The 26,238-nt window shown below is 65.3% G+C and carries 31 protein-coding genes; 20 read left to right on the top strand and 11 right to left on the bottom strand.

The features are described 5' to 3' along the window. Positions 1-146: 146 nt before the first annotated feature. Together Q0D31_RS21375 and acnA are read right to left on the bottom strand one after the other, a co-directional pair. On the bottom strand, positions 147-902 hold the full coding sequence (locus Q0D31_RS21375; protein ID WP_291855733.1) for a thioredoxin family protein: 756 nt from the start codon (positions 900-902) through the stop codon (positions 147-149). Between the two features lie 149 nt (positions 903-1,051). Then, complete coding sequence (gene acnA / locus Q0D31_RS21370) at positions 1,052-3,772, bottom strand: aconitate hydratase AcnA (RefSeq protein ID WP_291855730.1); 2,721 nt, start codon at positions 3,770-3,772, stop codon at positions 1,052-1,054. A 221-nt stretch (positions 3,773-3,993) separates the two neighbouring features. On the opposite strand from acnA, the gene ccmA reads away from it, so the two are divergent. The 6 genes from ccmA (at position 3,994) to Q0D31_RS21340 (ending at position 7,470) form a co-directional block, all read left to right on the top strand. After that, on the top strand, positions 3,994-4,593 hold the full coding sequence (gene ccmA, locus Q0D31_RS21365) for a heme ABC exporter ATP-binding protein CcmA (protein ID WP_291855727.1): 600 nt from the start codon (positions 3,994-3,996) through the stop codon (positions 4,591-4,593). Then, positions 4,590-5,258, top strand: coding sequence for a heme exporter protein CcmB (ccmB, locus tag Q0D31_RS21360; protein WP_291855724.1), 669 nt, complete (start codon positions 4,590-4,592; stop codon positions 5,256-5,258). The genes ccmA and ccmB overlap by 4 nt, the downstream gene beginning before the upstream one ends. A gap of 103 nt (positions 5,259-5,361) precedes the next feature. Then, a complete protein-coding gene (locus tag Q0D31_RS21355) occupies positions 5,362-6,093 on the top strand; it encodes a heme ABC transporter permease (RefSeq protein ID WP_291855721.1) in 732 nt (243 codons plus the stop codon). Positions 6,094-6,097: 4 nt separating this feature from the next. Further along, positions 6,098-6,274: a heme exporter protein CcmD gene (gene ccmD / locus Q0D31_RS21350; protein ID WP_291855720.1), complete on the top strand. Its 177-nt coding sequence runs from the start codon at positions 6,098-6,100 to the stop codon at positions 6,272-6,274. Then, positions 6,274-6,861 (top strand): DsbE family thiol:disulfide interchange protein, encoded by a 588-nt coding sequence (locus Q0D31_RS21345; RefSeq protein WP_291855715.1) that lies wholly within the window; start codon positions 6,274-6,276, stop codon positions 6,859-6,861. Before ccmD ends, Q0D31_RS21345 begins: the two co-directional genes overlap by 1 nt. A 243-nt stretch (positions 6,862-7,104) precedes the next feature. After that, positions 7,105-7,470 carry a helix-hairpin-helix domain-containing protein gene (locus tag Q0D31_RS21340; RefSeq protein WP_291855712.1) on the top strand — a complete coding sequence of 122 codons (366 nt, stop codon included), beginning with the start codon at positions 7,105-7,107 and terminating at the stop codon, positions 7,468-7,470. Between the two features lie 217 nt (positions 7,471-7,687). Here the strand turns inward: Q0D31_RS21340 and Q0D31_RS21335 are convergent, their stop codons facing one another. Then, positions 7,688-8,290 (bottom strand): septation protein A, encoded by a 603-nt coding sequence (locus Q0D31_RS21335; protein WP_291855708.1) that lies wholly within the window; start codon positions 8,288-8,290, stop codon positions 7,688-7,690. Further along, positions 8,290-9,234: a signal recognition particle-docking protein FtsY gene (gene ftsY / locus Q0D31_RS21330; RefSeq protein WP_291855705.1), complete on the bottom strand. Its 945-nt coding sequence runs from the start codon at positions 9,232-9,234 to the stop codon at positions 8,290-8,292. The genes Q0D31_RS21335 and ftsY overlap by 1 nt, the downstream gene beginning before the upstream one ends. A gap of 199 nt (positions 9,235-9,433) precedes the next feature. Here ftsY and Q0D31_RS21325 point away from each other — a divergent pair, with 199 nt between their 5' ends. Beyond that, positions 9,434-10,069 carry an RluA family pseudouridine synthase gene (locus Q0D31_RS21325; RefSeq protein WP_291855703.1) on the top strand — a complete coding sequence of 212 codons (636 nt, stop codon included), beginning with the start codon at positions 9,434-9,436 and terminating at the stop codon, positions 10,067-10,069. A gap of 166 nt (positions 10,070-10,235) precedes the next feature. On the opposite strand, the gene mtaB is transcribed toward Q0D31_RS21325, so the two are convergent. Together mtaB and dapF are read right to left on the bottom strand one after the other, a co-directional pair. Continuing rightward, positions 10,236-11,504, bottom strand: a complete 1,269-nt coding sequence (gene mtaB, locus Q0D31_RS21320; RefSeq protein WP_291855699.1) for a tRNA (N(6)-L-threonylcarbamoyladenosine(37)-C(2))-methylthiotransferase MtaB — start codon at positions 11,502-11,504, stop codon at positions 10,236-10,238. Continuing rightward, positions 11,501-12,379 (bottom strand): diaminopimelate epimerase, encoded by an 879-nt coding sequence (gene dapF, locus Q0D31_RS21315; RefSeq protein ID WP_291855696.1) that lies wholly within the window; start codon positions 12,377-12,379, stop codon positions 11,501-11,503. The genes mtaB and dapF overlap by 4 nt, the downstream gene beginning before the upstream one ends. A gap of 181 nt (positions 12,380-12,560) precedes the next feature. Between dapF and Q0D31_RS21310 the strand changes: the two genes are divergently transcribed. Next, a complete protein-coding gene (locus tag Q0D31_RS21310) occupies positions 12,561-13,268 on the top strand; it encodes a GyrI-like domain-containing protein (protein ID WP_291855690.1) in 708 nt (235 codons plus the stop codon). 5 nt (positions 13,269-13,273) lie between these two features. Further along, on the top strand, positions 13,274-13,981 hold the full coding sequence (locus tag Q0D31_RS21305; RefSeq protein ID WP_291855686.1) for an SIMPL domain-containing protein: 708 nt from the start codon (positions 13,274-13,276) through the stop codon (positions 13,979-13,981). Between the two features lie 3 nt (positions 13,982-13,984). Here Q0D31_RS21305 and Q0D31_RS21300 read toward each other — a convergent pair whose 3' ends face one another. Next, positions 13,985-15,049: an MBL fold metallo-hydrolase gene (locus Q0D31_RS21300; RefSeq protein WP_291855683.1), complete on the bottom strand. Its 1,065-nt coding sequence runs from the start codon at positions 15,047-15,049 to the stop codon at positions 13,985-13,987. 497 nt (positions 15,050-15,546) lie between these two features. On the opposite strand from Q0D31_RS21300, the gene ffh reads away from it, so the two are divergent. The 7 genes from ffh to Q0D31_RS21265 all read left to right on the top strand — a co-directional run bounded on the left by ffh (position 15,547) and on the right by Q0D31_RS21265 (position 21,537). Further along, complete coding sequence (gene ffh, locus Q0D31_RS21295; protein ID WP_291855681.1) at positions 15,547-17,082, top strand: signal recognition particle protein; 1,536 nt, start codon at positions 15,547-15,549, stop codon at positions 17,080-17,082. 218 nt (positions 17,083-17,300) lie between these two features. Next, entirely contained in the window at positions 17,301-17,630 is a 330-nt protein-coding gene (rpsP, locus tag Q0D31_RS21290) for a 30S ribosomal protein S16 (protein ID WP_291855677.1), read from the top strand. Positions 17,631-17,643: 13 nt separating this feature from the next. Further along, positions 17,644-18,168, top strand: coding sequence for a ribosome maturation factor RimM (rimM, locus tag Q0D31_RS21285; protein ID WP_291855674.1), 525 nt, complete (start codon positions 17,644-17,646; stop codon positions 18,166-18,168). 105 nt (positions 18,169-18,273) lie between these two features. After that, positions 18,274-18,996 (top strand): tRNA (guanosine(37)-N1)-methyltransferase TrmD, encoded by a 723-nt coding sequence (trmD, locus tag Q0D31_RS21280; RefSeq protein ID WP_291855671.1) that lies wholly within the window; start codon positions 18,274-18,276, stop codon positions 18,994-18,996. 110 nt (positions 18,997-19,106) lie between these two features. After that, on the top strand, positions 19,107-19,487 hold the full coding sequence (rplS, locus tag Q0D31_RS21275; RefSeq protein WP_291855668.1) for a 50S ribosomal protein L19: 381 nt from the start codon (positions 19,107-19,109) through the stop codon (positions 19,485-19,487). A 331-nt stretch (positions 19,488-19,818) separates the two neighbouring features. Beyond that, positions 19,819-21,225 carry a 3-isopropylmalate dehydratase large subunit gene (gene leuC, locus Q0D31_RS21270; protein ID WP_291855665.1) on the top strand — a complete coding sequence of 469 codons (1,407 nt, stop codon included), beginning with the start codon at positions 19,819-19,821 and terminating at the stop codon, positions 21,223-21,225. A gap of 105 nt (positions 21,226-21,330) precedes the next feature. Next, positions 21,331-21,537 (top strand): hypothetical protein, encoded by a 207-nt coding sequence (locus Q0D31_RS21265; protein ID WP_291855662.1) that lies wholly within the window; start codon positions 21,331-21,333, stop codon positions 21,535-21,537. A gap of 63 nt (positions 21,538-21,600) precedes the next feature. Here Q0D31_RS21265 and Q0D31_RS21260 read toward each other — a convergent pair whose 3' ends face one another. The 4 genes from Q0D31_RS21260 to Q0D31_RS21245 form a co-directional block, all read right to left on the bottom strand. Then, the gene (locus Q0D31_RS21260) at positions 21,601-22,167 is read right to left on the bottom strand and encodes a hypothetical protein (protein ID WP_291855659.1); all 567 of its coding nucleotides are present in this window, start codon (positions 22,165-22,167) and stop codon (positions 21,601-21,603) included. 162 nt (positions 22,168-22,329) lie between these two features. Then, a complete protein-coding gene (locus Q0D31_RS21255) occupies positions 22,330-22,656 on the bottom strand; it encodes a hypothetical protein (RefSeq protein WP_291855655.1) in 327 nt (108 codons plus the stop codon). 131 nt (positions 22,657-22,787) lie between these two features. Further along, positions 22,788-23,027: a hypothetical protein gene (locus Q0D31_RS21250; RefSeq protein ID WP_291855651.1), complete on the bottom strand. Its 240-nt coding sequence runs from the start codon at positions 23,025-23,027 to the stop codon at positions 22,788-22,790. Between the two features lie 211 nt (positions 23,028-23,238). Further along, positions 23,239-23,577: a hypothetical protein gene (locus tag Q0D31_RS21245; RefSeq protein WP_291855648.1), complete on the bottom strand. Its 339-nt coding sequence runs from the start codon at positions 23,575-23,577 to the stop codon at positions 23,239-23,241. A gap of 171 nt (positions 23,578-23,748) precedes the next feature. Here Q0D31_RS21245 and Q0D31_RS21240 point away from each other — a divergent pair, with 171 nt between their 5' ends. The 4 genes from Q0D31_RS21240 to Q0D31_RS21225 all read left to right on the top strand — a co-directional run bounded on the left by Q0D31_RS21240 (position 23,749) and on the right by Q0D31_RS21225 (position 26,218). Further along, the gene (locus Q0D31_RS21240) at positions 23,749-24,147 is read left to right on the top strand and encodes a metallopeptidase family protein (RefSeq protein ID WP_291855645.1); all 399 of its coding nucleotides are present in this window, start codon (positions 23,749-23,751) and stop codon (positions 24,145-24,147) included. A 132-nt stretch (positions 24,148-24,279) separates the two neighbouring features. Continuing rightward, entirely contained in the window at positions 24,280-24,885 is a 606-nt protein-coding gene (gene leuD, locus Q0D31_RS21235) for a 3-isopropylmalate dehydratase small subunit (protein ID WP_291855642.1), read from the top strand. 59 nt (positions 24,886-24,944) lie between these two features. Beyond that, the gene (locus Q0D31_RS21230) at positions 24,945-25,739 is read left to right on the top strand and encodes a hypothetical protein (RefSeq protein ID WP_291855639.1); all 795 of its coding nucleotides are present in this window, start codon (positions 24,945-24,947) and stop codon (positions 25,737-25,739) included. A gap of 65 nt (positions 25,740-25,804) precedes the next feature. Further along, entirely contained in the window at positions 25,805-26,218 is a 414-nt protein-coding gene (locus Q0D31_RS21225; RefSeq protein WP_291855636.1) for a DUF6455 family protein, read from the top strand. Positions 26,219-26,238 lie beyond the last annotated feature (20 nt).

The following is a 26,238-nucleotide window of genomic DNA, read 5'->3' as shown; positions in this document are numbered from 1 at the left end:
AGCCCCCCGGGGCCGTCGGGACCGGGCCTGTTCGCAGGGGGAGTGAATTCCCAACGCAGAGGGATTTGATCTCGACACACTGGGCCAACGAAAGTTGGTCCTTTTTCGTTTGCTGGGATCGAGTTTACCCGCGATGGGATCATGCCCTAGCGAAGCGCGGTGTAGGCGGCGCCCAGCATGACGCCTGGCTTCTCGATATTGCCGTCCTGGACATAGACGACCGCGGCATCGACACCCTCGCGGGAAATGCTCTCAAGCGGCACGGTCCAGCTTTCCGAACTGCCGTTCCACTCGCCCACCTTTACGAGATCGCGCACCACGTTGTGATAGGTCACGCGCCGGCCGCGATTTTCGCCGCGTCCGATCGTGATCGGAACCGCCTTCGAGACCGAACCGATCCACACCTCGCCGCGCGACGCCGCCTTGCCGTTTGCCACCGAGATGTTGATCAGCTTGCCGGTCAACGTCATCGTCACCGGCACCGACATCACGCCATCGGTCTTCTGGGTATTGCTGATGGCGCCCTCGATGCCGCCGCGGTCGCTGCCCAGCACATGTGCCGAACCATTGACTATCACCTGCGGCGTATAGACGTTGCGATCGCCGCGCATAAGCGAATACGCCTTCTGACGCGCACTGAACCGCGAATCCGCCAGAGTGTCCTTCCAGCCCAGATAATCCCAATAGTCGATCGGCATGCTCAGCGCGATGATGGAGGGATCCTTGGCGAGTTCGCCGATGATCCTGTCAGCCGGCGGACATGACGAACAACCTTGGGAAGTGAACAGTTCGACCACGGCGCGGGGATCGGCATGGGCCGGGCTGACGATGGCCACCATCGCGCAGAAGCCGAGCGCCCCGGACCATCCCGGAACGCAGCGATAAGCCGCTGTCGCCGTCATGCCGCCGCCTGGCGATAGCGCGTGGTGTTCTCACTCAACATGATCTGGTCCCAAAAGCGCGCCGCAGACGCGCGAAAGCGGCCTTTCATAGGCCGCCTTCTCCTTGCTCGCCACTCACTTAGCAGTGAGGCGCTGATCGCAAATCGGCGTCAGGCCGCCAGTTTGCGCAGCACATAGTGCAGAATGCCGCCATGACGGTAGTATTCGAGTTCATCGAGTGTATCGATGCGGCACAACAGCGGCACGCGCTGCAGCGCGCCATCGCCGGACACGATCTCCGCCGTCAGGGTCTGGCGCGGCTTGAGGTCGCCCTGCAACCCCCGGATCGTCACCTTCTCGTCGCCCTTCAGGCCCAGAGACGTCCACGACGTACCGCCCTCGAAGGTGAGCGGCAGCACGCCCATCCCGACCAGGTTGGAGCGGTGGATGCGCTCGAAGCTCTCGCAGATCACGGCGCGAACGCCGAGCAGCCGGGTGCCCTTGGCGGCCCAGTCGCGCGATGAACCATTGCCGTATTCAGCGCCGGCGAACACCACGAGCGGCACCTGCTCGGCCTGGTACCGCATCGCCGCGTCGTAGATCGACATCAGCCCCCCGTCGGGCCAATGCTTGGTGAGGCCGCCCTCGGGAATGTTGCCGTCGGCGCCCTTGAGCATGAAGTTCTTGATGCGGATGTTGGCAAAGGTGCCGCGCATCATGATCTCGTGGTTGCCGCGCCGCGTGCCGTACTGGTTGAAGTCGGCGGGGCGCACCTGGTGTTCGCTGAGGAATTTTCCGGCCGGAGAGGTCAGCTTGATCGAGCCCGCCGGCGAGATATGGTCGGTGGTGATCTTGTCGCCGAACATCGCCAGAATCCGCGCATCGACGATGTCGCTGATCGCGTCGGGCTGCTTCTTCATGCCTTCGAAATAGGGCGGGTTCTGCACGTAGGTCGAGCTCATGTTCCAGCGGTAGGTCTCGCTCTCGACGGTCTTGATCTTGCGCCAGTTGGCGTCGCCCTTGAACACGTCGGCGTATCGTTTCTTGAAGATCGTCGCGGTCACGAATTTCTTCATGTAGGCGTTGATCTCCTTGGTGGTCGGCCAGATGTCCTTCAGGAACACCGGCTTGCCATCCTTGCCGGTGCCGATCGGCTCGACCGTGAGATCCTTGGTCACCGTACCTGCCAGCGCGTAGGCCACGACCAGGGGCGGCGATGCCAGATAGTTCGCCTGCACGTCCGGGCTGACGCGGCCCTCGAAATTGCGGTTACCCGACAACACCGCCGCGGCCACGATCCCGTTGTCGTTGATCGACTTCGAAATCTCCTCCGGCAGCGGCCCCGAATTGCCGATGCAGGTGGTACAGCCAAAGCCGACCAGGTTGAAGCCGACCTTGTCCAGATCCTTCTGCAGGCCGGAGTTGGAAAGATACTCCGCCACCACCTGGCTGCCCGGCGCGAGCGAGGTCTTCACCCACGGCTTGGCCTTCAGGCCCTTGGCGGCGGCGTTGCGCGCCAACAGCCCCGCGCCGATCAGGACGCTGGGGTTGGAGGTGTTGGTGCAGGAGGTGATCGCGGCGATCACGACGTCGCCATGACCGAGATCGAAATCGCGGCTCTCGACCGGGTAGCGCTGCGATCCGTTCTCCGGCTTCTTGTATTCGCCGGCCAGCGCCATGGCGAAACCGCTGGAAACGGCCGGCAGCGCGACGCGGCCTTCGGGGCGCTTCGGCCCGGCCATCGACGGCACGACGTCGGCGAGATCGAGCGTCAGCGTTGCCGTGAACACCGGATCGGCCGCCTTGGCGGTGCGGAACAGGCCCTGCGCCTTGGCGTAGGCTACAACCAGCGCGACGCGGTCGGCCTTGCGGCCCGAGGTCTTGAGATAGTCGATGGTCGCGGCGTCAACCGGGAAGAAGCCGCAGGTCGCGCCATATTCCGGCGCCATGTTGCCAATGGTCGCCTTGTCCGCGACCGAGAGAAAATCGAGGCCGGGGCCGAAGAACTCGACGAACTTTCCGACCACGCCCTGCTTGCGCAGCATCTGGGTCACGGTCAGCACCAGGTCGGTGGCCGTGACGCCCTCCTTGAGCTGGCCCTTGAGCTTGAAGCCGACGACTTCCGGCAACAGCATCGACAGCGGCTGGCCGAGCATGCAGGCTTCCGCCTCGATGCCGCCAACGCCCCAGCCGAGCACGGCAAGGCCGTTGACCATGGTGGTGTGCGAATCGGTGCCGACGAGCGAATCCGGATAGGCGACCTCGAAGGTGCCGGTCTTGTTGCCGATCGTCATCTTCTCCTTCCTGGTCCACACCGTCTGCGCCAGGTATTCGAGGTTGACCTGGTGGCAGATGCCGGTGCCGGGCGGTACCACCGAGAAATTCGAAAACGCCTTCTGGCCCCATTTGAGGAACTCGTAGCGCTCCTGGTTCTGCTTGTATTCCTCGACCACGTTCTTGCCGAACGCCTTGTTGTCGCCGAAGAAGTTGACGATCACCGAGTGGTCGATGACGAGATCGACCGGCACCAGCGGATTGATCTTCTCGGCATCGCCGCCGAGCGCCTGCATCGCGTTGCGCATCGCGGCCAGATCAACGACCGCCGGCACGCCGGTGAAATCCTGCATCAGCACCCGCGCCGGGCGGAAGGCGACTTCGTGCTCGAGCTTGCGTGTTTTCAGCCATTTCGACACCGCGACGATGTCGGCTTTCTTGACCGTGCGATCGTCCTCGTTGCGCAGCAGGTTTTCCAGCAGCACCTTCATCGAATAGGGGAGCTTCGAAATTCCCTTCAGACCGTTCTTCTCGGCGGTGGGCAGGCTGTAATAAATGTAGGTCTTGCCACCGACCTTGAGGGTCTTGCGGCATTTGAAGCTGTCGAGCGAGGTCATGTCAGGAAATCCCAATTATCGGCGACACCCCGAAAGGGTATTTAAACACCGTTGATCAAGGCTGGCCTATTGGCTTGCAGCCGCCGGTTGTGTGCTGCATCAAGTTCCGGGCTTATAGAATCTTTCCAGAAGCGCCGCCACACCGACAATGGCGCTGCAGCGATGCGCCCACAAATTCTGGCGCGTTCGCCAGTCAATTTCGACAGGTTTGAAGGGGCAAAATGCGGCTCTCGGGACGCCATGTCAGCTGTATCAGGGGCGGTCGCGAGGTGTTCTCCGGCCTTGATTTCGAGGCCGATTCCGGCCAGGCGCTGGCCGTGGTCGGTCCGAACGGATCGGGCAAGACATCGCTGTTGCGGCTTGTCGCGGGCCTGCTGGCGCCGGCCGGCGGATCGATTGGCCTCGACGGCGGCGCGGCCGAACTGACGCTGCCGGAGCAAGCCCATTATCTCGGCCATCGCGACGCGCTGAAACCCGCTCTCAGCGTGGCCGAAAACCTGTCGTTCTGGCGGGATTTCGGCGGCGGCATCGAAGATATCGGCCAATGCCTGGCCGCCGTCAGGCTCGGCCATGCCACGCATCTGCCGGCGGCCTATCTGTCCGCCGGCCAGCGGCGGCGGCTGTCGATCGCCCGCCTGCTCGCGGTGCGGCGGCCGGTCTGGCTGCTGGACGAGCCGACTTCGGCGCTCGATGCGGCCGGGCAGGACCTGTTCGCCGGGGTGATGCGCGACCATCTCGAAGACGGCGGCATCATCCTCGCCGCCACCCACACCCCACTCGGGATCGCGACACGGGAATTGCGCATGGGAGGCGCGGCATGACCGCCCTCGCCGCGCTGATTCGGCGCGATATCAGGATCGCGCTTCGCGTCGGCGGCGGGGCGCTGATCGGCGTGCTGTTCTTCCTCACCGTCACCGTGCTGATGCCGTTTGCGATCGGCCCCGATCTGGCGCTGCTGACGCGGCTGGGGCCGGCGATCCTCTGGCTTGGCGCGCTGCTCGCCAGCCTGCTCACGCTCGACCGGCTGTTCATGGCCGACCACGAGGACGGCTCGCTCGACCTGATCGTGATGGGCCGCACGCCGCTGGAACTGGCCTGCGCCGCCAAGGCGCTGGCGCACTGGCTCGCCGCCGGCCTGCCGCTGGTCGTGGCGACGCCCGTGCTCGGACTATTGCTCAATCTCGACGCCGCCGCGACCTCGGCGGTGGCGCTGACGCTGCTGGCGGGAACGCCGGCGTTGACGTTCACCGGCATGATCGGCGCGGCGCTCGCCGTGACCTTGCACCGGGGCGGTCTGTTGCTGGCGGTGCTGGTGCTGCCGCTCTCGATCCCGGTGCTGATCTTCGGCGTCGCCGCTTCGCAGGCCGCCATCACCGGGCCGCTGGCGTTCGGCACGCCGTTTTCGATTCTTTGCGCGCTTTCGCTGGCCAGTCTTGTCATCGGCCCGTTTGCTGCCGCGGCCAGCCTGCGGCACGGCCTGGACTGAGCGTGATCGAGTCCATCAACTCTCGCGGAGCCGGGCAAGAAACCGACTCGAAAACCGGGCTGGCCGCATTGCCTGCCCCGCATCTGACGACTATCAGGATGCCATGACGCTGATCGACCTCGCCAACCCCACCCGCTTCCTGTCGCTGACGGCGCGCGTGCTGCCCTGGCTCGCTGGCGCGACCACTATGCTGTTGCTGGTCGGGCTGTATCAGTCGGCGATGGCGCCCGACGACTATCAGCAGGGCGCCACCGTCAAGATCATGTTCGTCCATGTGCCGAACGCGTGGCTTTCGATGTTCGTCTGGGGCGTGATGAGTCTCGCCGCGCTGGGCACGCTGGTATGGCGGCATCCGCTGGCCGACGTCGCGGCGAAAGCGGCCGCCCCGATCGGCGCCGCCTTTACTTTCCTGGCGCTGGTCACGGGCTCGCTGTGGGGACGGCCGATGTGGGGCACCTACTGGGAATGGGACGCCCGCCTGACCTCGGTGCTGATCCTGTTCCTGATGTATCTCGGCCTGATCGCGCTGTGGCGCGCGGTGGAAGACCCCTCGCGGGCGGCGCGAGCCGCCGCCATCCTCACTTTGGTCGGCGCGATCAACCTGCCGATTATCAAGTTCTCGGTCGACTGGTGGAATACGCTGCATCAACCGGCCTCGGTGCTCAGGATGGGCGGCCCATCGCTCGATCGCGCGTTCCTGATTCCCTTGCTGGTGATGGCGATCGGATTTTCACTGCTGTTCGTCACGCTGCATCTGGCGGCGATGCGCAACGAGATCCTGCGCCGCCGCGTGCGCAGCTTGCAGATGATGCAAGCCAGCCGGCAGGCGGCCTGAGACGATGTCGCTCGGTCCCTACGCCAGCTTTGTCGTGACGTCCTACACGCTGGTGGCCGCCACCGTGTTGCTTCTCGTCACCTGGATCGCGCTGGACTATCGCCGGCAGAAGGCGCGGCTGCGCGACCTCGAAGCCAGCGGCGTGACCCGGCGCTCCGGCCGCCAGGCGACGGACCTATGATGCGCGCGCCGGCAAGCTCTGACGGATCGCCGCGCAGCCGGCGCTGGGTGGTGGCGCTGCCGCTGATCGGCTTCATCGCGGTTGCCGCGCTTTTCCTCGTCCGGCTCTATGGCGGAGACCCCTCGAAGATACCGTCCGCGCTGATCGGCCGCCCGGCGCCGCAAACGGCGCTGCCGCCGCTGCCGGGCCTTGTCCAGAATGGGGCTGCGGTGCCCGGGCTCGACCCTGCGGCGTTCAAGGGCAAGGTTTCCGTGGTCAATGTCTGGGCCTCCTGGTGCGTGCCCTGCCACGAGGAAGCCCCGCTCCTGACCGCGCTTGCCCGGGACACCCGGCTGCAGATCGTCGGCATCAACTACAAGGATTCCGCCGAAAACGCCCGCCGCTTCCTCGGCCGCTACGGCAATCCGTTCAGCATGGTCGGCGTCGACAGCAACGGCCGCGGCTCGATCGAATGGGGCGTCTATGGCGTGCCCGAGACCTTCGTGGTCGGCCGCGAGGGCACCATTCTCTACAAAATGGTCGGGCCGGTGACGCCGGCAAATCTCGACACCGTGCTGAAGGTCGAGATCGAAAAGGCGCTGCGCTGAAGTGACGACGTAGTCGTCATTCCGGGGCGATGCGAAGCATCGAACCCGGAATCTCGAGATTCCCCGATGCGCAATTGCGCATCTGAGGTCTGGTCCTTCGGACCATCCCTGAATGACGGACGAAAGATCGGCTCCAAATAATTCTCCGCTTTTATCTGCCGTTCATTTCTCGGCCATTTCGCCGCCACGAATTCGAAGCTAGCTTGACCGCGTTACTTAAACCGTCCTTGGAGGGACACCCATATGCGTCATTTCACGCTCGCTTCTCTGCTCGCTACCACGCTCGCCCTCGGCCTGATGACGGCGACCCCGTCGATGGCCCAGACCGCCCAGCCCGCCACCAAATCCGACAGCAAGATGGCTCCCCCTTCGGCCTCGGAATCGAAGATGGCGCCGGCGAAGGCGGACGCCAAGGCCGAACTGCTCGACATCAATTCCGCAACCGCCGATCAGCTCGACGCGCTGCCGGGTGTCGGCAAGGCCTACTCCGCCAAGATCATCGCCGGCCGCCCCTACAAGGGCAAGGATGACCTCGTGAACAAGAGCATCCTGCCGCAGGCGACCTACGACAAGATCAAGGACAAGATCATCGCCAAGCAGAAGAGCTGAACTGGTCTTGCTGACCTCTCCCGCTTGCGGGGGAGGTCGACGCGCGCAAGCGCGGCGGGTGGGGGAAATTCATCCACGAGTACACTGTGCGGAGAAACCCCCACCCATAGCCGATGCTGCGCATCGGCGTTCTTAAACCAAGGACGGCGGCCGTAGGCCGCCTACGCCTCCCCCGCAAGCGGGAGAGGGAGTGCAACGCGCACCGCGCTCACACAACTCAGCCCTTGCTGACATCCCCCGCGCCCGCCTCGCTGGCCTCGAGCGAGGCCGGCTCCAGATGGTAGCGCTTGGTCAGCGGCATCTGGGCGATGGCGAAGATCATCGTCAGCGGGATCGCGCCGAATGCCTTGAAGGCGACCCAGAAATCGGTCGATTGCGTGCGCCAGACCAGCTCGTTCAGCACCGCCATCCCCAGGAAGAACAACGCCCAGCGCAGGGTCAGGATGCGCCAGCCCCGCGGAGTCAGGTTGAATATCTGGTCGAACATGATGGCGATGAATGAGCGGCCGAACAGCAGGCCCCCGCCGAGAACGGCGGCGAACAGCGCATAGACGATGGTCGGCTTCATCTTGATGAAGGTCTCGTCGTGCAGGATCAGCGTCAGCGCGCCGAACACGATGACGATGATTCCGGTGACGATCGCCATCATCGGCACGTGGCGCGTCACCACGTAGGAAGCAATCATGGCGGCGACGATCGCCACCATGAACGCGCCGGTGGCGACGAAGAGATTGAATTTGGCGTTGGCGGCAAAGAACACGATCAGCGGACCAAGCTCGGTCGCAAGCTTGAACAGCGGGTGCGGCAGCTTCTTGTCCATCACTCGATTCCTGCAATCGCGTTGGCGAAATCCTGCGCAGTGAACGGCGCGAGATCGTCGACGCCCTCGCCGACGCCGATGAAATGCACCGGCAGCTTGAACTTCTCCGCCAGCGCCACCAGGATGCCGCCGCGCGCGGTGCCGTCGAGCTTCGTCATCACCAGGCCGGTGACGCCGGCACTGCGATGAAAGGCCTCGACCTGCGACAGCGCATTCTGGCCCACCGTGGCATCGAGCACCAGCAGCACCGCATGCGGCGCCGACGCGTCGACCTTCTTGAGGACGCGAACGACCTTTTCGAGCTCGTTCATCAGTTCGGCCTTGTTCTGCAGTCGGCCGGCGGTATCGACCAGCAGCACGTCAAGCTTCTGCTCCCTGGCCGCGCTCAGCGCGTTGAAGGCGAGGCTTGCCGAATCCGAGCCCTGCGCGCCTGATATGACCGGCGAATGGGTGCGCTCGCCCCAGACCTTGAGCTGCTCGATGGCCGCGGCGCGAAAGGTGTCGCCGGCCGCCAGCATCACCTTGCGGCCCTCGGCGCCCAGTTTCGCCGCGAGCTTGCCGATGGTGGTGGTCTTTCCCGAGCCGTTGACGCCGACCACCAGGATGACAAACGGCTTTTGCGCAGCGTCGATCTGCAGCGGCTGCGCCACCGGCGCCAGCACCTTCTCGACCTCGGTTGCAACCACCGACTTCACCTCATCGGCCGAAATCGCCTTGTCATAACGGCCGGCGCCGACCGCGTCCGCAATCCTGGCCGCCACCGCGGCGCCGAGGTCGGCGCGCAGCAGCACATCCTCGATCTCGTCGAGCATGGCGCGATCGAGCTTGCGCTTGGTGACGAGGTCGGCGACGGCGGTGCCGAGCGAACTCGAGGTCCGCTTCAGCCCGCTGGAAAGGCGCCGCCACCAGCTCAGTTTGGAGGTTCCGGGAGTGGTTTCGCTCATGTCGGGGACGTGTTAGCGGTTTCGCGCCATGAGCGAAAGTCACAACAAATCCAGCGCTGTTCCCGGGATATCCATTGGTGTCCCCCGGGCATCTGTTGATGTCCTCCGGGCATCGCTTGATGTCCCCGGGGCGTCGTTTGACAGCCCGGGACTGACGGCGGAGGAAATCCAGGCCCGCGTACTCCATCGCGACGGATTGATGCTGGTGATCGACAAGCCCGCCGGCCTGCCGGTGCATCGCGGCCCCAAGGGTGGCGCCAACCTGGAGGCTTCGTTCGACGCCTTGCGGTTCGGCCTGCCGCGGCCGCCGGTGCTGGCGCACCGGCTCGACAAGGACACCTCCGGCTGTCTCGTGCTGGGACGCCATCGCAAGGCCACCGCCTCGCTCGGCCTCTTGTTCAAGCACGGCAAGATCGGCAAGACCTATTGGGCCGTGGTCGAGGGTGGACCTGCCGAGGACCAAGGCACCATCGACATGCCGCTGGGACGGTTGAACGTCGAGCGCGGCTGGTGGCAGAAGCCCGACCCGGAGGGTCAGAAGGCGGTCACCAACTGGTGGGTATTGGGACGCGGCGGCGGCCTCGCCTGGCTCGCGCTGGAGCCGGTCACCGGCCGCACCCACCAACTGCGCGTGCACACTTCAGCGACGGGCTGGCCGATCGTCGGCGACAACATCTACGGCAACGGACCGCGTTTCGGCGAGCCGGTCCTGCATCTGCATTCCCGCGAGATCGTGATCCCGATTTCGAAGAACAAGGAGCCGGTACGCGTGGTCGCGCCGGCACCGGCGCATATGCACGCGCGGTTGAGGGCGTGCGGGTGGGACGGGGAGTGACGTAGCGCCTGCTTACTTCCTTCTCCCCTTGTGGGAGAAGGTGGGTCGACGGCGCGAAGCGGCGGCGAGCCGGATGAGGGGTCTGCCTCCGCAAGTCTTGCTCGTTGAGAGAACCCCTCATCCGGCGCTTCGCGCCACCTTCTCCCACAAGGGGAGAAGGGAGAAATTACACCGTCAACCGCGCGCCATCGTGACCGCTGATCGCGAGCGGCATCACCACGCCCGGCGTTTCCCCTGCTATCGCCACCGGCAGGAAATGCTCCGTCCGGCCCTGCGTCGCGCTCTCGATCAGGACATGACGCATTGAACCAACCTCGGCCGCCAGCCGCTTCCGCAACGCCGCCTCGCCTGCCGCGCGCAAGCGCCTCGCACGGGACTTGATCGCCTCGCCCGCCACCTGCGGCATCCTTGCTGCGGGGGTGCCCGGCCGCGCCGAATAAGGAAACACGTGCAGGAAGGTGAGACCGCATGCCTGCACCAGGTCCAGCGAGCGCAAGAACATGTCCTCGGTCTCGGTCGGGAAGCCCGCGATGATATCGGCGCCAAGCGTGATGTCCGGGCGCAGCCGCCGCACCTCGGCACAGAAGGCGACCGCATCCTGCCGCGAATGCCGGCGCTTCATCCGCTTCAGGATCAGGTCGTCGCCGGACTGTAACGACAGGTGCAGATGCGGCATCAGCCGTTCGTCATTGGCGATGATGTCGAGCAGGTCCCGATCGACCTCGATTGAATCGATCGAGGATATCCGCAGCCGCTTCAGCTCCGGGACGTGGCGCAGGATCTGCCTGGTCAATTGCCCGAGCTTCGGCGCGCCCGGCAGATCGCCGCCATAGCTGGTGAGGTCGACGCCGGTCAGCACGATCTCGGCATGGCCGCCGCGCTCGACCAAAGCACGAACCTGATTCACCACCGCGCCCATCGGCACCGAGCGCGAATTGCCGCGGCCGTAGGGGATAATGCAGAAGGTGCAGCGATGGTCGCAGCCGTTCTGCACCTGGACGAACACCCTGGGCAGGCCCGCCTTGAACCCGTCGAGCAGATGCGGCGCCATCGCCTTGACCGCCATGATATCGGCCACCGCGATCTTCTCGCTTGTCGCGATGCCCAGCCGCGCGTCGAACGCCGCGCGCGCGCCGCGCCAGGTTTCGCTGCGCATCTTGTCGTCATTGCCGATGACGCGGTCGACCTCGGCCATGGCGGCGAACATTTCCGGCTGGGTCTGCGCCGCGCAGCCGGTAACGACGATGCGCAAGCCCGGCCGCGCGCGCTTCAGCCGCCGGATCGACTGCCGCGCCTGCGCCACGGCCTCGCTGGTGACGGCGCAGCTGTTGATGACGACAGTATCTGAAAGCCCCGCGCGTTCCGCCTCGCGGGCGATCACCTCGGATTCAAAGGCGTTGAGGCGGCAGCCGAAAGTAATGACGTCGACGCTCATCCCTCGACGACGTCGGCAAACAGCGCCGGATCGAAGCGGCCTTCATACTCGAAGTCGGCGGTCCCGGTCATCAGCACATGGTCGTCGCGCTCGCGCCATTCGATCGCAAGCCTGCCGCCCGGCAGCGTGATCTCGACGGTGCGATTGGCGCGCTTGAGCCGCGCCGCGGCGACCGCGGTCGCGCAGGCCGCCGAGCCGCAGGCCAGGGTCAAGCCGGCGCCGCGCTCCCAGGTGCGGATCGTGATGTGATCTCGATCGACGATATGGGCGAGCGTGATGTTGGCCCGCTCAGGGAAGATCGGGTGGTTTTCCAAGAGCGGCCCGAACCGGGCGAGGTCGTAGGCATCAACGTCATCGACCCAGAAGATCGCGTGCGGATTGCCCATCGAGACCACCGAGGGCGAATGCAGCAGCGGGGCGTCGATCGGCCCGACCTGCAGTTCGATATAGCGGGTGTCGCGAAACTCTTCCGCCAGCGGGATGTCCTGCCAGCCGAATTTCGGCGCCCCCATGTCCACGGTGTAGAGATCGGGCGCCGGGCCCCGCCAGCAATTCAGCAGCCCGGCGCGGGTCTCGAAGGTCACGGCGGTCCGGCCGGTCTGCTCGAACAGGCGGCGCGCCACGCAACGCATGCCGTTGCCGCAGGCGCCGGCTTCCGAGCCGTCGCTGTTGTAGATGCGGATGAAGGCCTCGGTGCCGGCGAGCCGCGGCGGCTGCAGCACCAGCATCTGGTCGTAGGGCACGCCCGCGGGAGAGGCCACCGCACGCGCTTCTTCGGCCGTCACGGCGGCCCGGGAATCGCGCACGTCCACCACGACGATTTCGTTGCCGGCTCCGTTCATCTTGGCAAAGGCGTGGTTGGCGAGCGCACTCATGGAATTTCCCAAATTATGCCTGCCTTATATGGCGAATGATGCCTGATTGCCTAGTACTGGCGGGCAAATGACGCATCTGTCATGGGACGAAGGCAAATTTTGCGTGGTAGAAATGGCTGAGTCCCCGCGGGCGTGAACGGGCCTGCCGCGACCGCCCTGGGGCGGGATGGAGAAGACCTGGATGAATCGCAGCAGCAGATTCCGCGCAGCCTTGGTAGCGATGGTCCCGATGGCAACATTCGCGCTTGGCGCTGCCGTGCTGGCGCAGTCGCCGGCACCGGCAACCCCGCCTGCCGCAAGCCCTCCCGCGGTTTCCGCACCGCCTGCGGCAAACTCGGCGCCGACGCCTGCCGAAACCAAATCGCCCGCGGATGCGCCATCGACGGCTCAGCAGCCGGCCGCGCCGCCGGCCGCCGGCGTCCAGGCCGCCGACCCCTTCGGCGAAGAGCTTTCGCTCGCGCCGAAAAAGGTGGTGGTGATGAAGGGCACCGCAAATTGGGACGCCGCGTTCGACACCCTGATCGAGTCGTTCAAGGCGCTGACCGCGCTGCTCGACAAGCAGGGGATCAAGCCGACAGGCAATTCGATGATCGTCTACACCTCGACCGATGATACCGGCTTCACCTACCTGGCCCAGATTCCGGTCGACCAGGATCCGAAGAACCTGGCCAAGGACATGAGCATGGGCAAGTCGCCCGAGGGCAAGGCCTTGAAGTTCGTCCATCGCGGTTCCTACGACAACATGGACAACACCTATGAGGCGATCACCAACCACCTCGACGACAAGAAGCTCGAGGCCAAGGACACTTTCATCGAGGAATACATCACCGATCCCCTGAAGACGGCGGAGGACCGGCTGGTCATCAACGTCTATGTGCCGCTGAAGTGAGACGCATGCGATCTGCGCTCTTCCCTGCCGTCGCCGCGGTCACCCTGTCCGCCGCGCCCCTCCCGGCCCAGACGGTGCCGCCGCCGGCGATTTCCGTCACCGGCGAGGCCACCGTGTCGCTGCCGCCGGACCAGGCCCAGATCGATGGCGGGGTGACCTCCGACGGCAGGACCGCGCGCGAGGCGTCCGACGCCAACAACGCGGCGATGGGCAAGGTGCTGCAGGCGCTGAAGGGCGCCGGCATCGAGGAGAAGGACTACCAGACATCGCGGCTGTCGTTGCAGCCCCAATATGCGAATTCATCCAAGGTGTCGGAGCGCGCCGGCATCGTTGGCTTCCGCGCCAGCAACCGCGTCACGGTCAAGATCCGTGATGTGGCCAAGGTCGCCAACGTGATCGACGTGCTGGTGGGCGCCGGCGCCAACGAAATCGGCGGCATCGCTTTCACGGTAACGCAGGCCTCCAAAGTACTCGACGAGGCGCGCGAAAAGGCGATCGCGGACGCCCGCCGCAAGGCGGAAATCTACGCCAGGGCCGCCGGCGTGACGCTCGGCGAGCCCATCAGCATTTCGGAGGAAGGTGCGCCCGCGCCGCTTCTTCGCGGCAGGATGGCGGCTTCGATGGCCGCAGGGGCTCCGCCGGTAGCGCAAGGCGAAGAAACCCTGTCTGTGACCGTGAGCATATCGTGGACGATCAAAGCGAAAGCCCAATAACGCCTATATCTCCACCACCTGCCCCGGCTTCAGCGCCGCGAACCGTTCGGACGGAATCTGTGCTTCTTTGAGCGCCTCGCCCAGCGCGATAACAGGGGCGTCGATCGCCTCGTCCGTCAGCTGGAAGGTTCCGTGGTGATGCGCCAGCGCTTGCGGCGCGCCGCAATCGGCCAGTGCTTTCACCGCGTCCGCCGGGTTCATGTGCTGGTCCTTCATGAACCAGCGCGGCTCATAGGCCCCGATCGGCAGAATCGCCAGCCGCAGCGGCCCGTGCCGCTCGGCGACGCGGCGGAAATGCTTGCCTTCGCCATAACCGGAATCGCAGACGATGTAGAGCTTCCCGGCCGGCGTCTCCAGCACGAAGCTCGCCCACAGCGCCTTGTTGCGGTCGAACAATCCGCGCGCCGACCAGTGCCGTGTCGGCACCAGCGTCACCGCGATGCCGTTGCCGAGTTCGACGCGATCCCGCCAGTCGAACGCCTCGGCCTTGATCGCGCTGTCGGCATCGCGCATCGCGACGTCGTTGCCAAGCGGCGTGATCACGCGCGGTGAAAACTTGGCCGCGAGCCTCGAGAGCGTCGGTAGGTCGAGATGGTCGTAATGGCCATGCGAGACCAGCACGACGTCGATGTCAGGCAGCGCGTCGAACGCGATGCCGGGGTCGTGGTGCCGCTCCGGCCCGGCGAACGAGACGGGAGACACCCGCATCGACCACACCGGATCGACCAGGATGTTGAGATTCTTGGTCTGGATCAGCCAGGTGACATGGCCGACGAAGGACAGCCGGACCGTGTCGCCGGACACGCGCGGCGGCGGGGTATCGCTGTACGTATTCGCAACCCAATTCGGCCAGCGTTCGCGTTTCCGGTCGGGGCCGAACTGCCAGCGCAGCAGCTCCGCCAGCGATTTCGGCGGCGCGCCGTCGGGGTCGAAGAAGCGCGTTCCGTCGAAATGATCGGAGACCGGGCCGGCATAGGTCTTCATGTTGCTGATCCACACGGACGGCACGCCGACGGCCGCGGCGGCGCCGGCAAGCACTCCAAGAACACGGCGGCGGGTGATGGGCACGGGGGGATCACAAGAGGGAGGGAACCAAGGTCGTGGTGCATAGCCATATCGTCCGCGTGATATGGGTGTGCGGGCTCGGTTTTGAACCTGCGGCGATATTTACGGACCTCGCCTTGCTTCCGAAAGTCCCCTGATTTCAACATCTTGTGGTTTTCGCAGGGACATTTTGACCCGGTTTTCCTTGACTTCCGGCGTCTGTCGGCGTTTAACATCCGCACTTCTCGGAAAGATTTTCTTTTCGACCCGCCGCCCGGCCCCTGAGGCCGGAGGCCAACGCCCGACAGCGCGATGCGCCCTCGGGCGCAAAAGTGTTTGAATGATCGTTTTGGCGTGCTGCGCCGGGACTTAGATGGTCATCACCCGCGAAGGCGGGTGATCCAGTATCCCAGAGCAGCCCGGTGTTAGACCGAGAGGCCGCGGCGTACTGGATACCCCGCTTTCGCGGGGTATGACGGTGGTGAACTTGGCAGCGCCTGCAAGGGCAGAGGACAACGGCATTGTTCGACAGTCTGTCGGAAAAGCTTGGTGGGATACTCGACCGGCTGACGGGCCGCGGCGCGCTGTCGGAAGCCGATGTCGACGCGGCGATGCGCGAGGTGCGCCGCGCGTTGCTGGAGGCCGACGTCTCGCTTGAGGTGGTCAGGAGCTTCACCGACCGCGTTCGCGAGCAGGCGATCGGCGCCACCGTCGTCAAGTCGGTCACCCCGGGCCAGATGGTGGTCAAGATCGTCCATGACGAGCTGGTCGCGATGCTCGGGTCCGACGGCCAGACCATCGACCTCAACGCGGTGCCGCCGGTTGCGATCATGATGGTCGGCCTGCAGGGCTCGGGCAAAACCACCACGACCGCGAAACTGGCGCGCCGCATGACCCAGCGCGACAAGCGCAAGGTGCTGATGGCCTCGCTCGACATCTACCGCCCGGCGGCGATGGAGCAGCTGGCGGTGCTGGGGCGCGACCTCGACATCCCGACGCTGCCGATCGTGGCCGGCCAGAAACCGGCGCAGATCGCCCGCCGCGCGCTTGAAGCCGCCAGGCTCGGCGGCTTCGACGTGGTGCTGCTCGACACCGCCGGCCGCACCACGCTCGACGAAGAGATGATGAGCGAGGCGGCCGACATCAAAGCCACGGCCAATCCGCATGAAGTGCTGCTGGTCGCGGATTCGCTGACCGGCCAGGACGCGGTCAACCTCGCGCGCGCCTTCGATCAGCGCGTCGGCCTGACCGGCATCGTGCTGACGCGGGTGGACGGCGACGGCCGCGGCGGTGCTGCGCTGTCGATGCGCGCGGTGACGGGCAAGCCGATCAAGCTGATCGGTACCGGCGAAAAGACCGACGCGCTGGAGGATTTTCACCCGAGCCGGATCGCCGGCCGCATCCTCGGCATGGGCGACGTGGTTTCGCTGGTCGAAAAGGCGGCGGCCAACATCGACGCCGAAAAGGCCGCGCGCACCGCGGAGCGGATGCGCAAGGGCCAGTTCGACCTGTCAGACATGCGCGAGCAGTTGCTGCAGATGGCGACCATGGGCGGCATCAGCGGCCTGATGGGCATGATGCCCGGCGTTGCCAAGATGAAGAACCAGATCGCCGCCGCGGGGATCGACGACAAGATCATCAAGCGCCAGGTCGCGATCATCGATTCGATGACGCGGCAGGAGCGCAAGAGCCCCGATATCCTCAAGGCCAGCCGCAAGAAGCGGATCGCCGCCGGCGCCGGGCTGGAGGTGCAGGAAGTCAACAAGCTGCTGAAAATGCACCGCAACATGGCCGACATGATGAAGGCCATGGGCTCGGGCAAGCGCGGCCCGATGGCCGGCATCGCGCAGGCGATGGGCTTTGGCGGCGGGATGCCGGCGCCGACGCCGGAGCAGTTGAAGGCGCTGGCCGAGCAGATGCCGGGCGGCCTGCCCGCGCTGCCGAAAGATATTCCCGTCGGTCTACGCCAGGGCCTGCCGAATTTGCCGGGCCTGACCGGCCTCAGCGGCAAGCCGACCTTGCCGGGCCTCGGCGGCTTTCCGGGGAAGAAGAAATGACCTCTCATCAGAACTCGCTGTCATCGTCCGCCTTGTGCGCAATTGCGCACTGGGCGGACGATCCAGTACTCCGCGCTCCCTCGGCTGAATCGCTGACGCCTGCGATTACTGGATGCCCCGCCTTCGCGGGGCATGACGGGTGCGATGCAAAGCCAGCTCGCAACGACGCTAATTCACGTCATTCACTTCACTAAGTTCGCATTCAACAGGAGAACCAGATGTCAGTCGTCATCCGCCTTGCTCGCGCAGGCACCAAGAAGCGCCCGGTCTATCACGTCGTCGTCGCCGACTCGCGCTTTCCCCGCGACGGCCGCTTCATCGAGCGTCTCGGCCATTTTAACCCGCTGCTGCCGAAGGACAATGAATCGCGGCTGAAGCTCGACCTGGACAAGGTCAAGGCCTGGCTCGCCAAGGGCGCGCAGCCGTCGGATCGCGTCAACCGCTTCCTGGATGCGGCTGGAATCGTCAAGCGCGCCGCCCGCAACAATCCGGAAAAGGCCGTGCCGCGCAAGGAGCGCAAGGCCGCCGCCGAAGCCGCGAAGGCGTAAAGCGTCGCGGCGCATGACGGTGACCGCACCGATTTGCGTCGCCCGGATCGGCGCCGCGCATGGCGTGCGGGGCGCGGTGAAGCTGTGGACGTTCACCGCGGATCCGTTCGCCGTGAAGGATTACGGCCCGCTGACGACCAGGGACGGTTCGCGCCGGTTCGAGGTGGCAGATATCCGCGCGGCCGGGGATCATCTGGTGGCGACGCTGAAAGGCATCGCCACCCGCGAGGACGCCCAACGGCTCAACGGCATCGAACTCTACATCGCGCGCGACCAACTGCCCGAAACCAGTGACGACGAATACTACCACGCCGACCTGATTGGATTGGCCGCCGTCGATGCCGCCAACGCCCCGGTTGGCCGCGTCGTTGCGGTTCACAATTTCGGCGCCGGCGACATCATCGAGATCGCGCCCGCGCGAGGTCCGACCCTGCTGCTGCCGTTCACCCATGCGGTGGTGCCGATCATCGATCTTGCCGCCGGCCGCGTCGTGATCGAGCTGCCGCAGGAAATCGAAGGCGACGACGCCCAATCCTAGCTCGTCATCGCCGGGCTTGACCCGGCGATCCATCCTTTCGAAGAAGATGGATACGCGGGTCAGGCCCGCGTATGACGGCCTGAGCTCAACCGTGATCACTCAACCATGACCTGGCGCGCCACCGTTCTCACGCTGTTTCCCGAGATGTTTCCCGGGCCGCTCGGCGTCAGCCTGGCGGGCAAGGCGCTGGCGTCAGGCCTGTGGCGGCTGGAGGCGCGCGACATCAGGGATTCCGCAACCGACCGCCACCGCAGCGTCGATGACACCCCGGCCGGCGGCGGCCCGGGCATGGTGCTGCGGGCCGACGTGCTGGCGGCGGCGATCGACGCCGCGGAGCCCGCCCTCGATCGGCCGCGCCTGTTGATGAGCCCGCGGGGTCGGCCATTGACCCAGTCGCTGGTAGCCGAACTGGCGGCCGGACCCGGCCCGCTGATCGTCTGCGGCCGGTTCGAGGGGGTCGATCAGCGGGTCATCGAGGCGCGCGGTCTCCAGGAAATATCGATCGGGGACTATGTCCTGTCCGGCGGTGAGATCGCCGCGATGGCGCTGATCGACGCCTGCGTGCGGCTGCTGCCGGGCGTGATGGGAAAGCCGGCCTCTGGCGCCGACGAGAGCTTTTCCGCCGGATTACTCGAATACCCCCAATTCACCCGTCCGCAGGCGTTCGAGGGCCGCACCATTCCTGATATCCTCACTTCCGGTGACCATGCCAAGATTGCGGCCTGGCGGCGGGCGGAGGCCGAGGCCCTGACCCGACTGCGCCGTCCCGATTTGTGGGCCGCTATCGCCGCCGGCCAAAAAGCCGCAAAAGGCACGACAGACGGGTGACAACCGCCCTCCTTTGCCCTATACGGACGCCAAATCCGCGCAATGGCAGGATACGGACGTTCGCGCAGCCCGCGCTGGACCGGCTGGGCGCGCTGCCGATGGAGATCTCAATGAACCTCATTCAACAGCTCGAAAAAGAGCAATTCGAAAAGCTGTCAGCGACCAAGACGATCCCCGAATTCGGCCCCGGCGACACCGTGATCGTCAACGTCAAGGTGATCGAAGGCGAGCGAACCCGCGTGCAGGCCTATGAAGGCGTCTGCATCGGCCGATCCGGCGGCGGGCTCAACGAGAGCTTCACCGTCCGCAAGATCTCCTACGGCGAAGGCGTCGAGCGCGTCTTCCCGGTGATGTCGCCGATGATCGACTCGATCAAGGTGGTGCGCCGCGGCAAGGTGCGTCGCGCCAAGCTGTATTACCTGCGCCAGCTGCGCGGCAAGTCGGCCCGCATCGTCGAAAAGCAGGACCGCGCCGTCGCCGTCGGCGAGTAGTTCGTCCCGAAGGGGATGTGAAGAAAAGCGCGGGGCTTGCTCCCGCGCTTTTTTGTTGCTCCCCCGTCATTGCCAGCGCATATCGCGCTTCGATACCTCCTGTGCTAAGAGGCTGGAATGGTTCTGGATCAGACATGTTCCGCATGCCTGCGCGTCGCGCCCGTCGTGATCGACGACCGCTCGCGGCTGCCCGGACGATTTTTCGGGCGCTTTGCCACCTCGGCGACGTCAGAGCTTACGCGCGCAGCCTGACGCTGCACCGATGCTTTCGCCTGCTTACGCAACCTGCGCCTGACCGCCCCTCACAGAATGCCTTTTGGAGCTTGCGCTCATGTCCAAACCGACCACGCTGTACGACAAGATCTGGAACGACCACCTGGTTCACGAAGCCGACGACGGCACCTGCCTGCTCTATATCGACCGCCATCTGGTCCACGAGGTGACCTCGCCTCAGGCGTTCGAGGGCCTGCGGGCGACCGGACGCAAGGTGCGCGCGCCGGAGAAGACGCTGGCGGTGGTCGACCACAACATCCCGACCACCGACCGCTCCAAGCCCAATCCGGACCCGGAGAGCATCGAGCAGATGCGGGTGATGGCTGACAACGCCCGGGAGTTCGGGGTCGAGTATTTCGACGAGCATGACCGGCGGCAGGGCATCGTCCACGTGATCGGCCCCGAGCAGGGCTTTACGCTGCCCGGCACCACCATCGTCTGCGGTGACAGCCACACCTCCACCCATGGCGCATTCGGCGCGCTGGCGCACGGCATCGGCACCTCCGAGGTCGAGCACGTGCTGGCGACCCAGACGCTGATCCAGAAAAAGGCCAAGAACATGCGCGCGGTGGTCGACGGCAAATTGCCCGACGGCGTCACCGGCAAGGACATCATCCTGGCCATCATCGGCGAGATCGGCACCGCCGGCGGCACCGGCTATGTGCTGGAATATGCCGGCGAAGCCATCCGCGCGCTCTCGATGGAAGGCCGCATGACGGTCTGCAACATGTCGATCGAGGGCGGCGCGCGCGCCGGTTTGATCGCCCCCGACGAAAAGGCGTTCGAGTTCCTGAAGGGACGCCCGAAGGCGCCGAAGGGCGAGGCGTGGGATGCTGCGATGCGTTACTGGGAGACGTTGCGTTCCGACGAGGGCGCGCATTTCGACCACGAAATCAGGCTGGACGCGGCAAAGCTGCCGCCGATCGTGACCTGGGGCACCTCGCCCGAGGACGTCGTGTCGATATCGGGCGTTGTGCCGGACCCCGACAAGATCGCCGACGAGGCCAAGCGGCTGTCGAAGCATCGCGCGCTGAAATACATGGGGCTGATAGCGGGGACGAAGATCACCGACATCAAGCTCGACCGTGTCTTCATCGGCTCCTGCACCAACGGCCGCATCGAAGACCTGCGCGCCGCGGCGAAAGTCGCCGAGGGCAGGACCGTCAATGCCCATGTCAACGCGATGATCGTGCCGGGCTCGGGCCTCGTCAAGGCGCAGGCGGAGGCCGAAGGCCTCGACAAGATCTTCATCAAGGCGGGCTTCGAATGGCGCGAGCCAGGCTGCTCGATGTGCCTTGCGATGAACCCCGACAAGCTGGCCCCGGAAGAGCGTTGCGCCTCGACCTCGAACCGCAACTTCGAGGGCCGTCAGGGCTTCAAGGGCCGCACCCACCTGGTATCGCCGGCAATGGCGGCGGCCGCGGCGATCGCCGGCCATTTTGTCGACATCAGGGAGTGGCGTTAACGCTTCTTTGTCGAGACCGCCGGGTAAGGCGGGCGATTCGAAACGCCCCGTTAAGCGGGCAGGCGCAGACTGTTGCTTTGCGGAACTCTTTCGCGAGGTCCAGCCGTGGCAGACAAGTCTGAGTTTGTCGACATGATCGGCGAGGCGACGCGGCAGTCACGACGACGCGCGAAGCCAAACGTTGTCGATCTCATGCCCGCGTCGAAGGAAGTCTCGCGCCTCAGCCGCTGGCCACCCGGGAGCTGGAAGGAGTGGCGGCTGCAGACGCTGATGCCGTGGCGGATCAAGCCGTGGGGCAAGGATCGAGACTGACTGCCCCGACCGTATTCCCGCAACCAGAAAAGGCGCCCGACCGGCGCCTTTTGGATTCGAAGGTCACCATCCGTAATAGCGGTGACGCCAGTGGTGCCGGTAGAACGGCCGATGCTTGCAGATCTTGCGCGGCCCGTAATAGGTCCAGATCACCCGGCAGTAGCGATAACGGGGAGCATAGTAGCGCGGATAGCCGTAGTAGGCCGGCGCGTAGTAAACCCGACGATGGAAGTGGGGCCGGTGGTGGTGGAAGTGCGGTCGGTGATAGGCGTGACGATAGCCGTGGCGATAACCGCCATGGAAGGCCGGCGCCACACGATAGCCGCCGCCGCGGAACGCATGACCGCCGTGAAACGCCGCACCGCCACGCAAGCCGCCATGGCCGCCGTGGAAACCGCCGCCGCGAAAGCCGCCGCCACCGCGAAACCCACCGCCGCCATGACCACGGCCGCCGCGCCGGACTTCAGTGGTCAATGCATCGGTCGCGGATTTCGCTGCCGCAGCCGCGCCGGGACTTGAAAGCGAAACTGCCTCGGCGCGCTGCTGGGAAACCGCCGCGAGCGCAAACACGGCCGCAGCCGTGACACCCAGACGGCGGACCAGGCCGCGTCCGGAATCGGATATCACCACCGATGAACTCTCCCTAAGCGGCGACGACGCCTTGCAGGTCGAGGCGGCTGGCCATCGTCGCGTTCATTTACAGTCGCACCCGGCGTGATGCTAAAAACGGCCACCTGAACACGCTGTGAATGCGCTACGATGAACGCGCGCAACGACCGCGGGAACCATCCCTCACCACCAGACCGGCCCAAAGCCGATGCCGAAGGAGAACGGCGCCGGCGCGTAGTATGGGTATGGCCGATAGTAATGGGGCCGTCCGTAATAATAGGGCTGGTACACGGGCCGGTAGTAGGGACGGTGGTAGTGCCGATAGTGCGGCCGATACCCGTAGTGGCGGTAGTAACGCCGGTGATAACGGTGCGCACTGAAATCGGTGGCATCTGATGTGCCGGCGGTTTGCGACTTCGCCGGCGGCGCAGCGGTCGCCGGATTGACCGCTGCGGGGCCGACAACCAAAAGCGCGGCTGCGGCAATGACTGCCGCGATCAAGCTCTTCATGACAGACTCCCCTTTTATCAACATCCAGATGGCCAGATAACGCGCAGCAATCTGGCCGGTTTCATGGCGACCGGCGAGGCGAAGACAGGCCCGCGATGAACGGGCCCGCTTGCTGCGCCCGGTTGCCGCATTTACCAGCGGCGCCAATGGCGATGGTGATGACGGTGATGGTGATGGTGCCAGCGGTGCCAACGGTGGTGGTGGCGATGGTAGCGGTGGTGGCGCCAATGCACCTCCGTCGTTACCAGCCGGGCGTCATCCTGGATCGCGGCAGCGGCGCCGGGATGGCTCAGCGATAGCGCGTTGGCCGGCGCCCCGAGCGCGAGCCATACGCCCACGGCTGCAAGCCCCAGAACTTTCGTTACCTGCATGTGTGTCTCCTTGGGTGGTCGCCACGTCCGCAACCGATGGGCACGCATCAAGCAAACCGCATCGCCGCGACGCGTCCGCAGATTGATGCGAACGACTTGAATAGGGTGTGAATGAATGCTTCACGAACATGAACGGACGGACCGTCGTTCGATCGGACGCGCGCGAAAAAATTTGCGCGGGAAGAATGTTCTGAACGACAGGCGAGAAGATCTAGCCGCGGCGCCAGAAGCAGTTCATGCGCGGGGTGATCACCGTGCCGCTCGGCCGGTACTCCTGCACATAGGTCGCGGTGCAGTCCCGCACGGCGTTGGGGCCGGGGTTGTAGCGCGGATAGACGTCGGGCACCCACTGATCCTCGCGATAGATCGGCACGCGCCGCAGCGGCCGTCGGCGCTGCGCCGAGGCATCGCTGATGACCGCGGCGGGCGCTTGCGCGATCGGCAAGCCTAGCGGCACCGGCACCGTCTGCGCCTGCGCCTGCGCCACGCTCCCGGGGAGCAGGAACCCGGCGAAAACGGCAGATATCGCGACCGTCACAATCCGCTTCATCGACTCCATCCACGTCTGATGTCCGGCCTACGCTCTCCGATTGGCGCGCCAAGGTCAACTGCGCGCCTCGCCGGAAGATCGCTCCGCCAGCCGGATGCCCACACAAATGCCCCTCATTGCCGCGTCGAAAATCGCTGGCATGTTTTCGGCGTCATGCTCTAAACAACCGCGATGTGGACCGACACCAAAGCCCCCTCGCTCGCCGAAATGGAAGCCATGGCGCACGAGGTTTTTGAGCGCCTGCCGGAGGGCTTTCGAGCCCTGTGCGAGGGCGTGATCATTCGCGTCGATGATTTTCCGACCGACGAGGTGCTGGAGGAGATGCAGGCGCAAAGCGAATTCGACCTGCTCGGCCTGTTCCAGGGTATCGGCCTGCCGCATCAGAGCCACGCCGACATCGCCCGCCTGCCGAACATGGTCTGGCTCTACCGGCGGCCGATCCTCGACTACTGGGCCGAGCACGAGGAAACGCTGGGCCATATCGTCCGCCACGTCCTGATTCACGAGATCGGGCACCATTTCGGGCTGTCTGACGCCGATATGGATGCGATCGAGGCCGACGCAGGCTAGGCCATTGGATCAGGCCTGCCGCCCAGCGGCGTGCCTGAAAACGAACCGCCCTCGCCCAAGTTTGGCCTTTTGCCGGCGCCCTATTCGCGATAAATCACCGGCCTGTCCACCTTCGAACCGGAAGCGCGATCGATGGAAAAGTTCACCACCCTTGAGGGCGTCGCGGCGCCGCTGAAGATCATCAATGTCGATACCGACATGATCATCCCAAAGCAGTACCTGAAGACCATCAAGCGCACCGGCCTTGGCAAGGGCTTGTTCGCGGAACAGCGCTACCGCGACGACGGCAGCGACAATCCGGACTTCATCCTCAACAAGCCGGCCTACCGCAAGGCGAAGGTGTTGGTCGCCGGTGACAATTTCGGCTGCGGCTCCAGCCGCGAGCACGCGCCGTGGGCGCTCTTGGATTTCGGCATCCGCTGCGTGATCTCGACCTCGTTCGGCGACATCTTCTACAACAACTGCTTCAAGAACGGCATTTTGCCGATCCGCGTCACCCAGGACGACCTCGACAAGCTGTTCGACGACGCCGAGCGCGGCGCCAACGCGACGCTAACCATCGACCTCGCCAACCAGGAGATCCGCGGCCCCGACGGCGGCACGGTCAGGTTCGAGATCGACGCCTTCCGCAAGCATTGCCTGATGAACGGTCTCGACGACATCGGACTGACGATGGAAAAGAAATCCGCGATCGACGACTACGAGGCCAAGGCGAGGAAAGAGCGCGCCTGGGCGTAAGCACGCCGCTTGCTTGACGCGCTTTCTTGCGCGATGCAACCGTTGGGAAGCTGACGCCGATGCGGCCTGACGTCGTCACCTTCTGGCACGGCCGGCTCGATGCGCTGCGGCGCATCTGCCTGCGATCGCAGGTGGCGGCCGGTCACAAGGTCACCGTCTACAGCTTCGATCCGTTGCCGGGCCTGCCCGACGGCGTCGGCAACGCCGAGGCCGAGGCGATCCTGCCACATGCCTTTTCCGAGCGGCTCCGGCCGCCGCAGCCGGATGGCAGCTGGCGCGACTGGACCATCCTGCAGTTCAGCGACTTCTTCCGCATGCGGCTGATGGCGGCGCGGGCCGGGCTATGGCTCGACGCCGACGTGCTGCTGCTCAAGCCGGTCGAGATTGATCCGGCGAAACCCTATTTCGCCTGGGAACGGCCGCGGCAGCTGGGCAATTCGGTGCTGTATCTGCCGCCGGACCATCCGATCGTTACAGCGTTCGAGAACCTGATGCGGCAGGACGAATTGACGCCGGACTGGCTGGCGTGGCGTCACCGCCTGAGCTTTGCGCTGCGCCGGTTGCGCGGCCGCTCCAACCGCCTCGCCGACGTCAGGGTGGCGATCTATGGCCCCGCCGCGCTTACCGCGCTGGCGCGACGCGCCGGCGAACTGGGCTGCGCGCTGCCCAGGCAATCCTTCTACGCCGTCCATGCCCAACCGGAACTATTCTTCGAGCCAGCGGATTTCTCGGGCCTGCTCGCCGATGACAGGACCATCGGGCTGCACGTTTCGCCCAAAGGCCGCGGCGGCGAGAAGCCTGTGCCGGGCAGCCTTTACGCCTGGGCGACGGAGAGGTTCGGCGTTCCCGTTTGATCTAGCGCAACGACCCCACGCCGGATTCGCGCCTACCTTGCATTGTCTACCAAGGGAGCCGTGCCATGATCGTTCAGGACAAGCCCTATCCCGGCATTGGCCGTGTCGTCGACATCTTCGGCGAATGGTTGAAGCACCGGCGTGAACTGCGGGAGATGCGCGAGATGGACACCGCCAATTTCGGCCGGATCGCCAGCGAATTGCGGATGTCCGCCGCCGAACTGGAGGCACTGGTGCGCCGGGGACCGCATGCCGCCGACGAGTTGCCGAAGATGCTGGCCGCGCTCGGTATCGATCTGGAGGATCTGGCGCGCACCGAGCCGCTGGTGCTGCGCGACATGGAGCGGGTTTGCGCGATTTGCAGTCACAAGCGCGAATGCAACCATGATCTCGCCGCCGGCACCGCCGCCGCGCACTACGAGGAGTACTGCGCCAACGCGCCCACGATCGATGGTCTCGGCCAGCGGGTCAGCCGGTAGGGCGCGGTCGCTTCAGTCGC

This window comes from Bradyrhizobium sp. (assembly GCF_022844465.1).
Lineage (GTDB): Bacteria > Pseudomonadota > Alphaproteobacteria > Rhizobiales > Xanthobacteraceae > Bradyrhizobium.
Note: the sequence above shows the minus strand (reverse complement) of the source record. Positions and strands in the feature narration are given on the sequence as shown.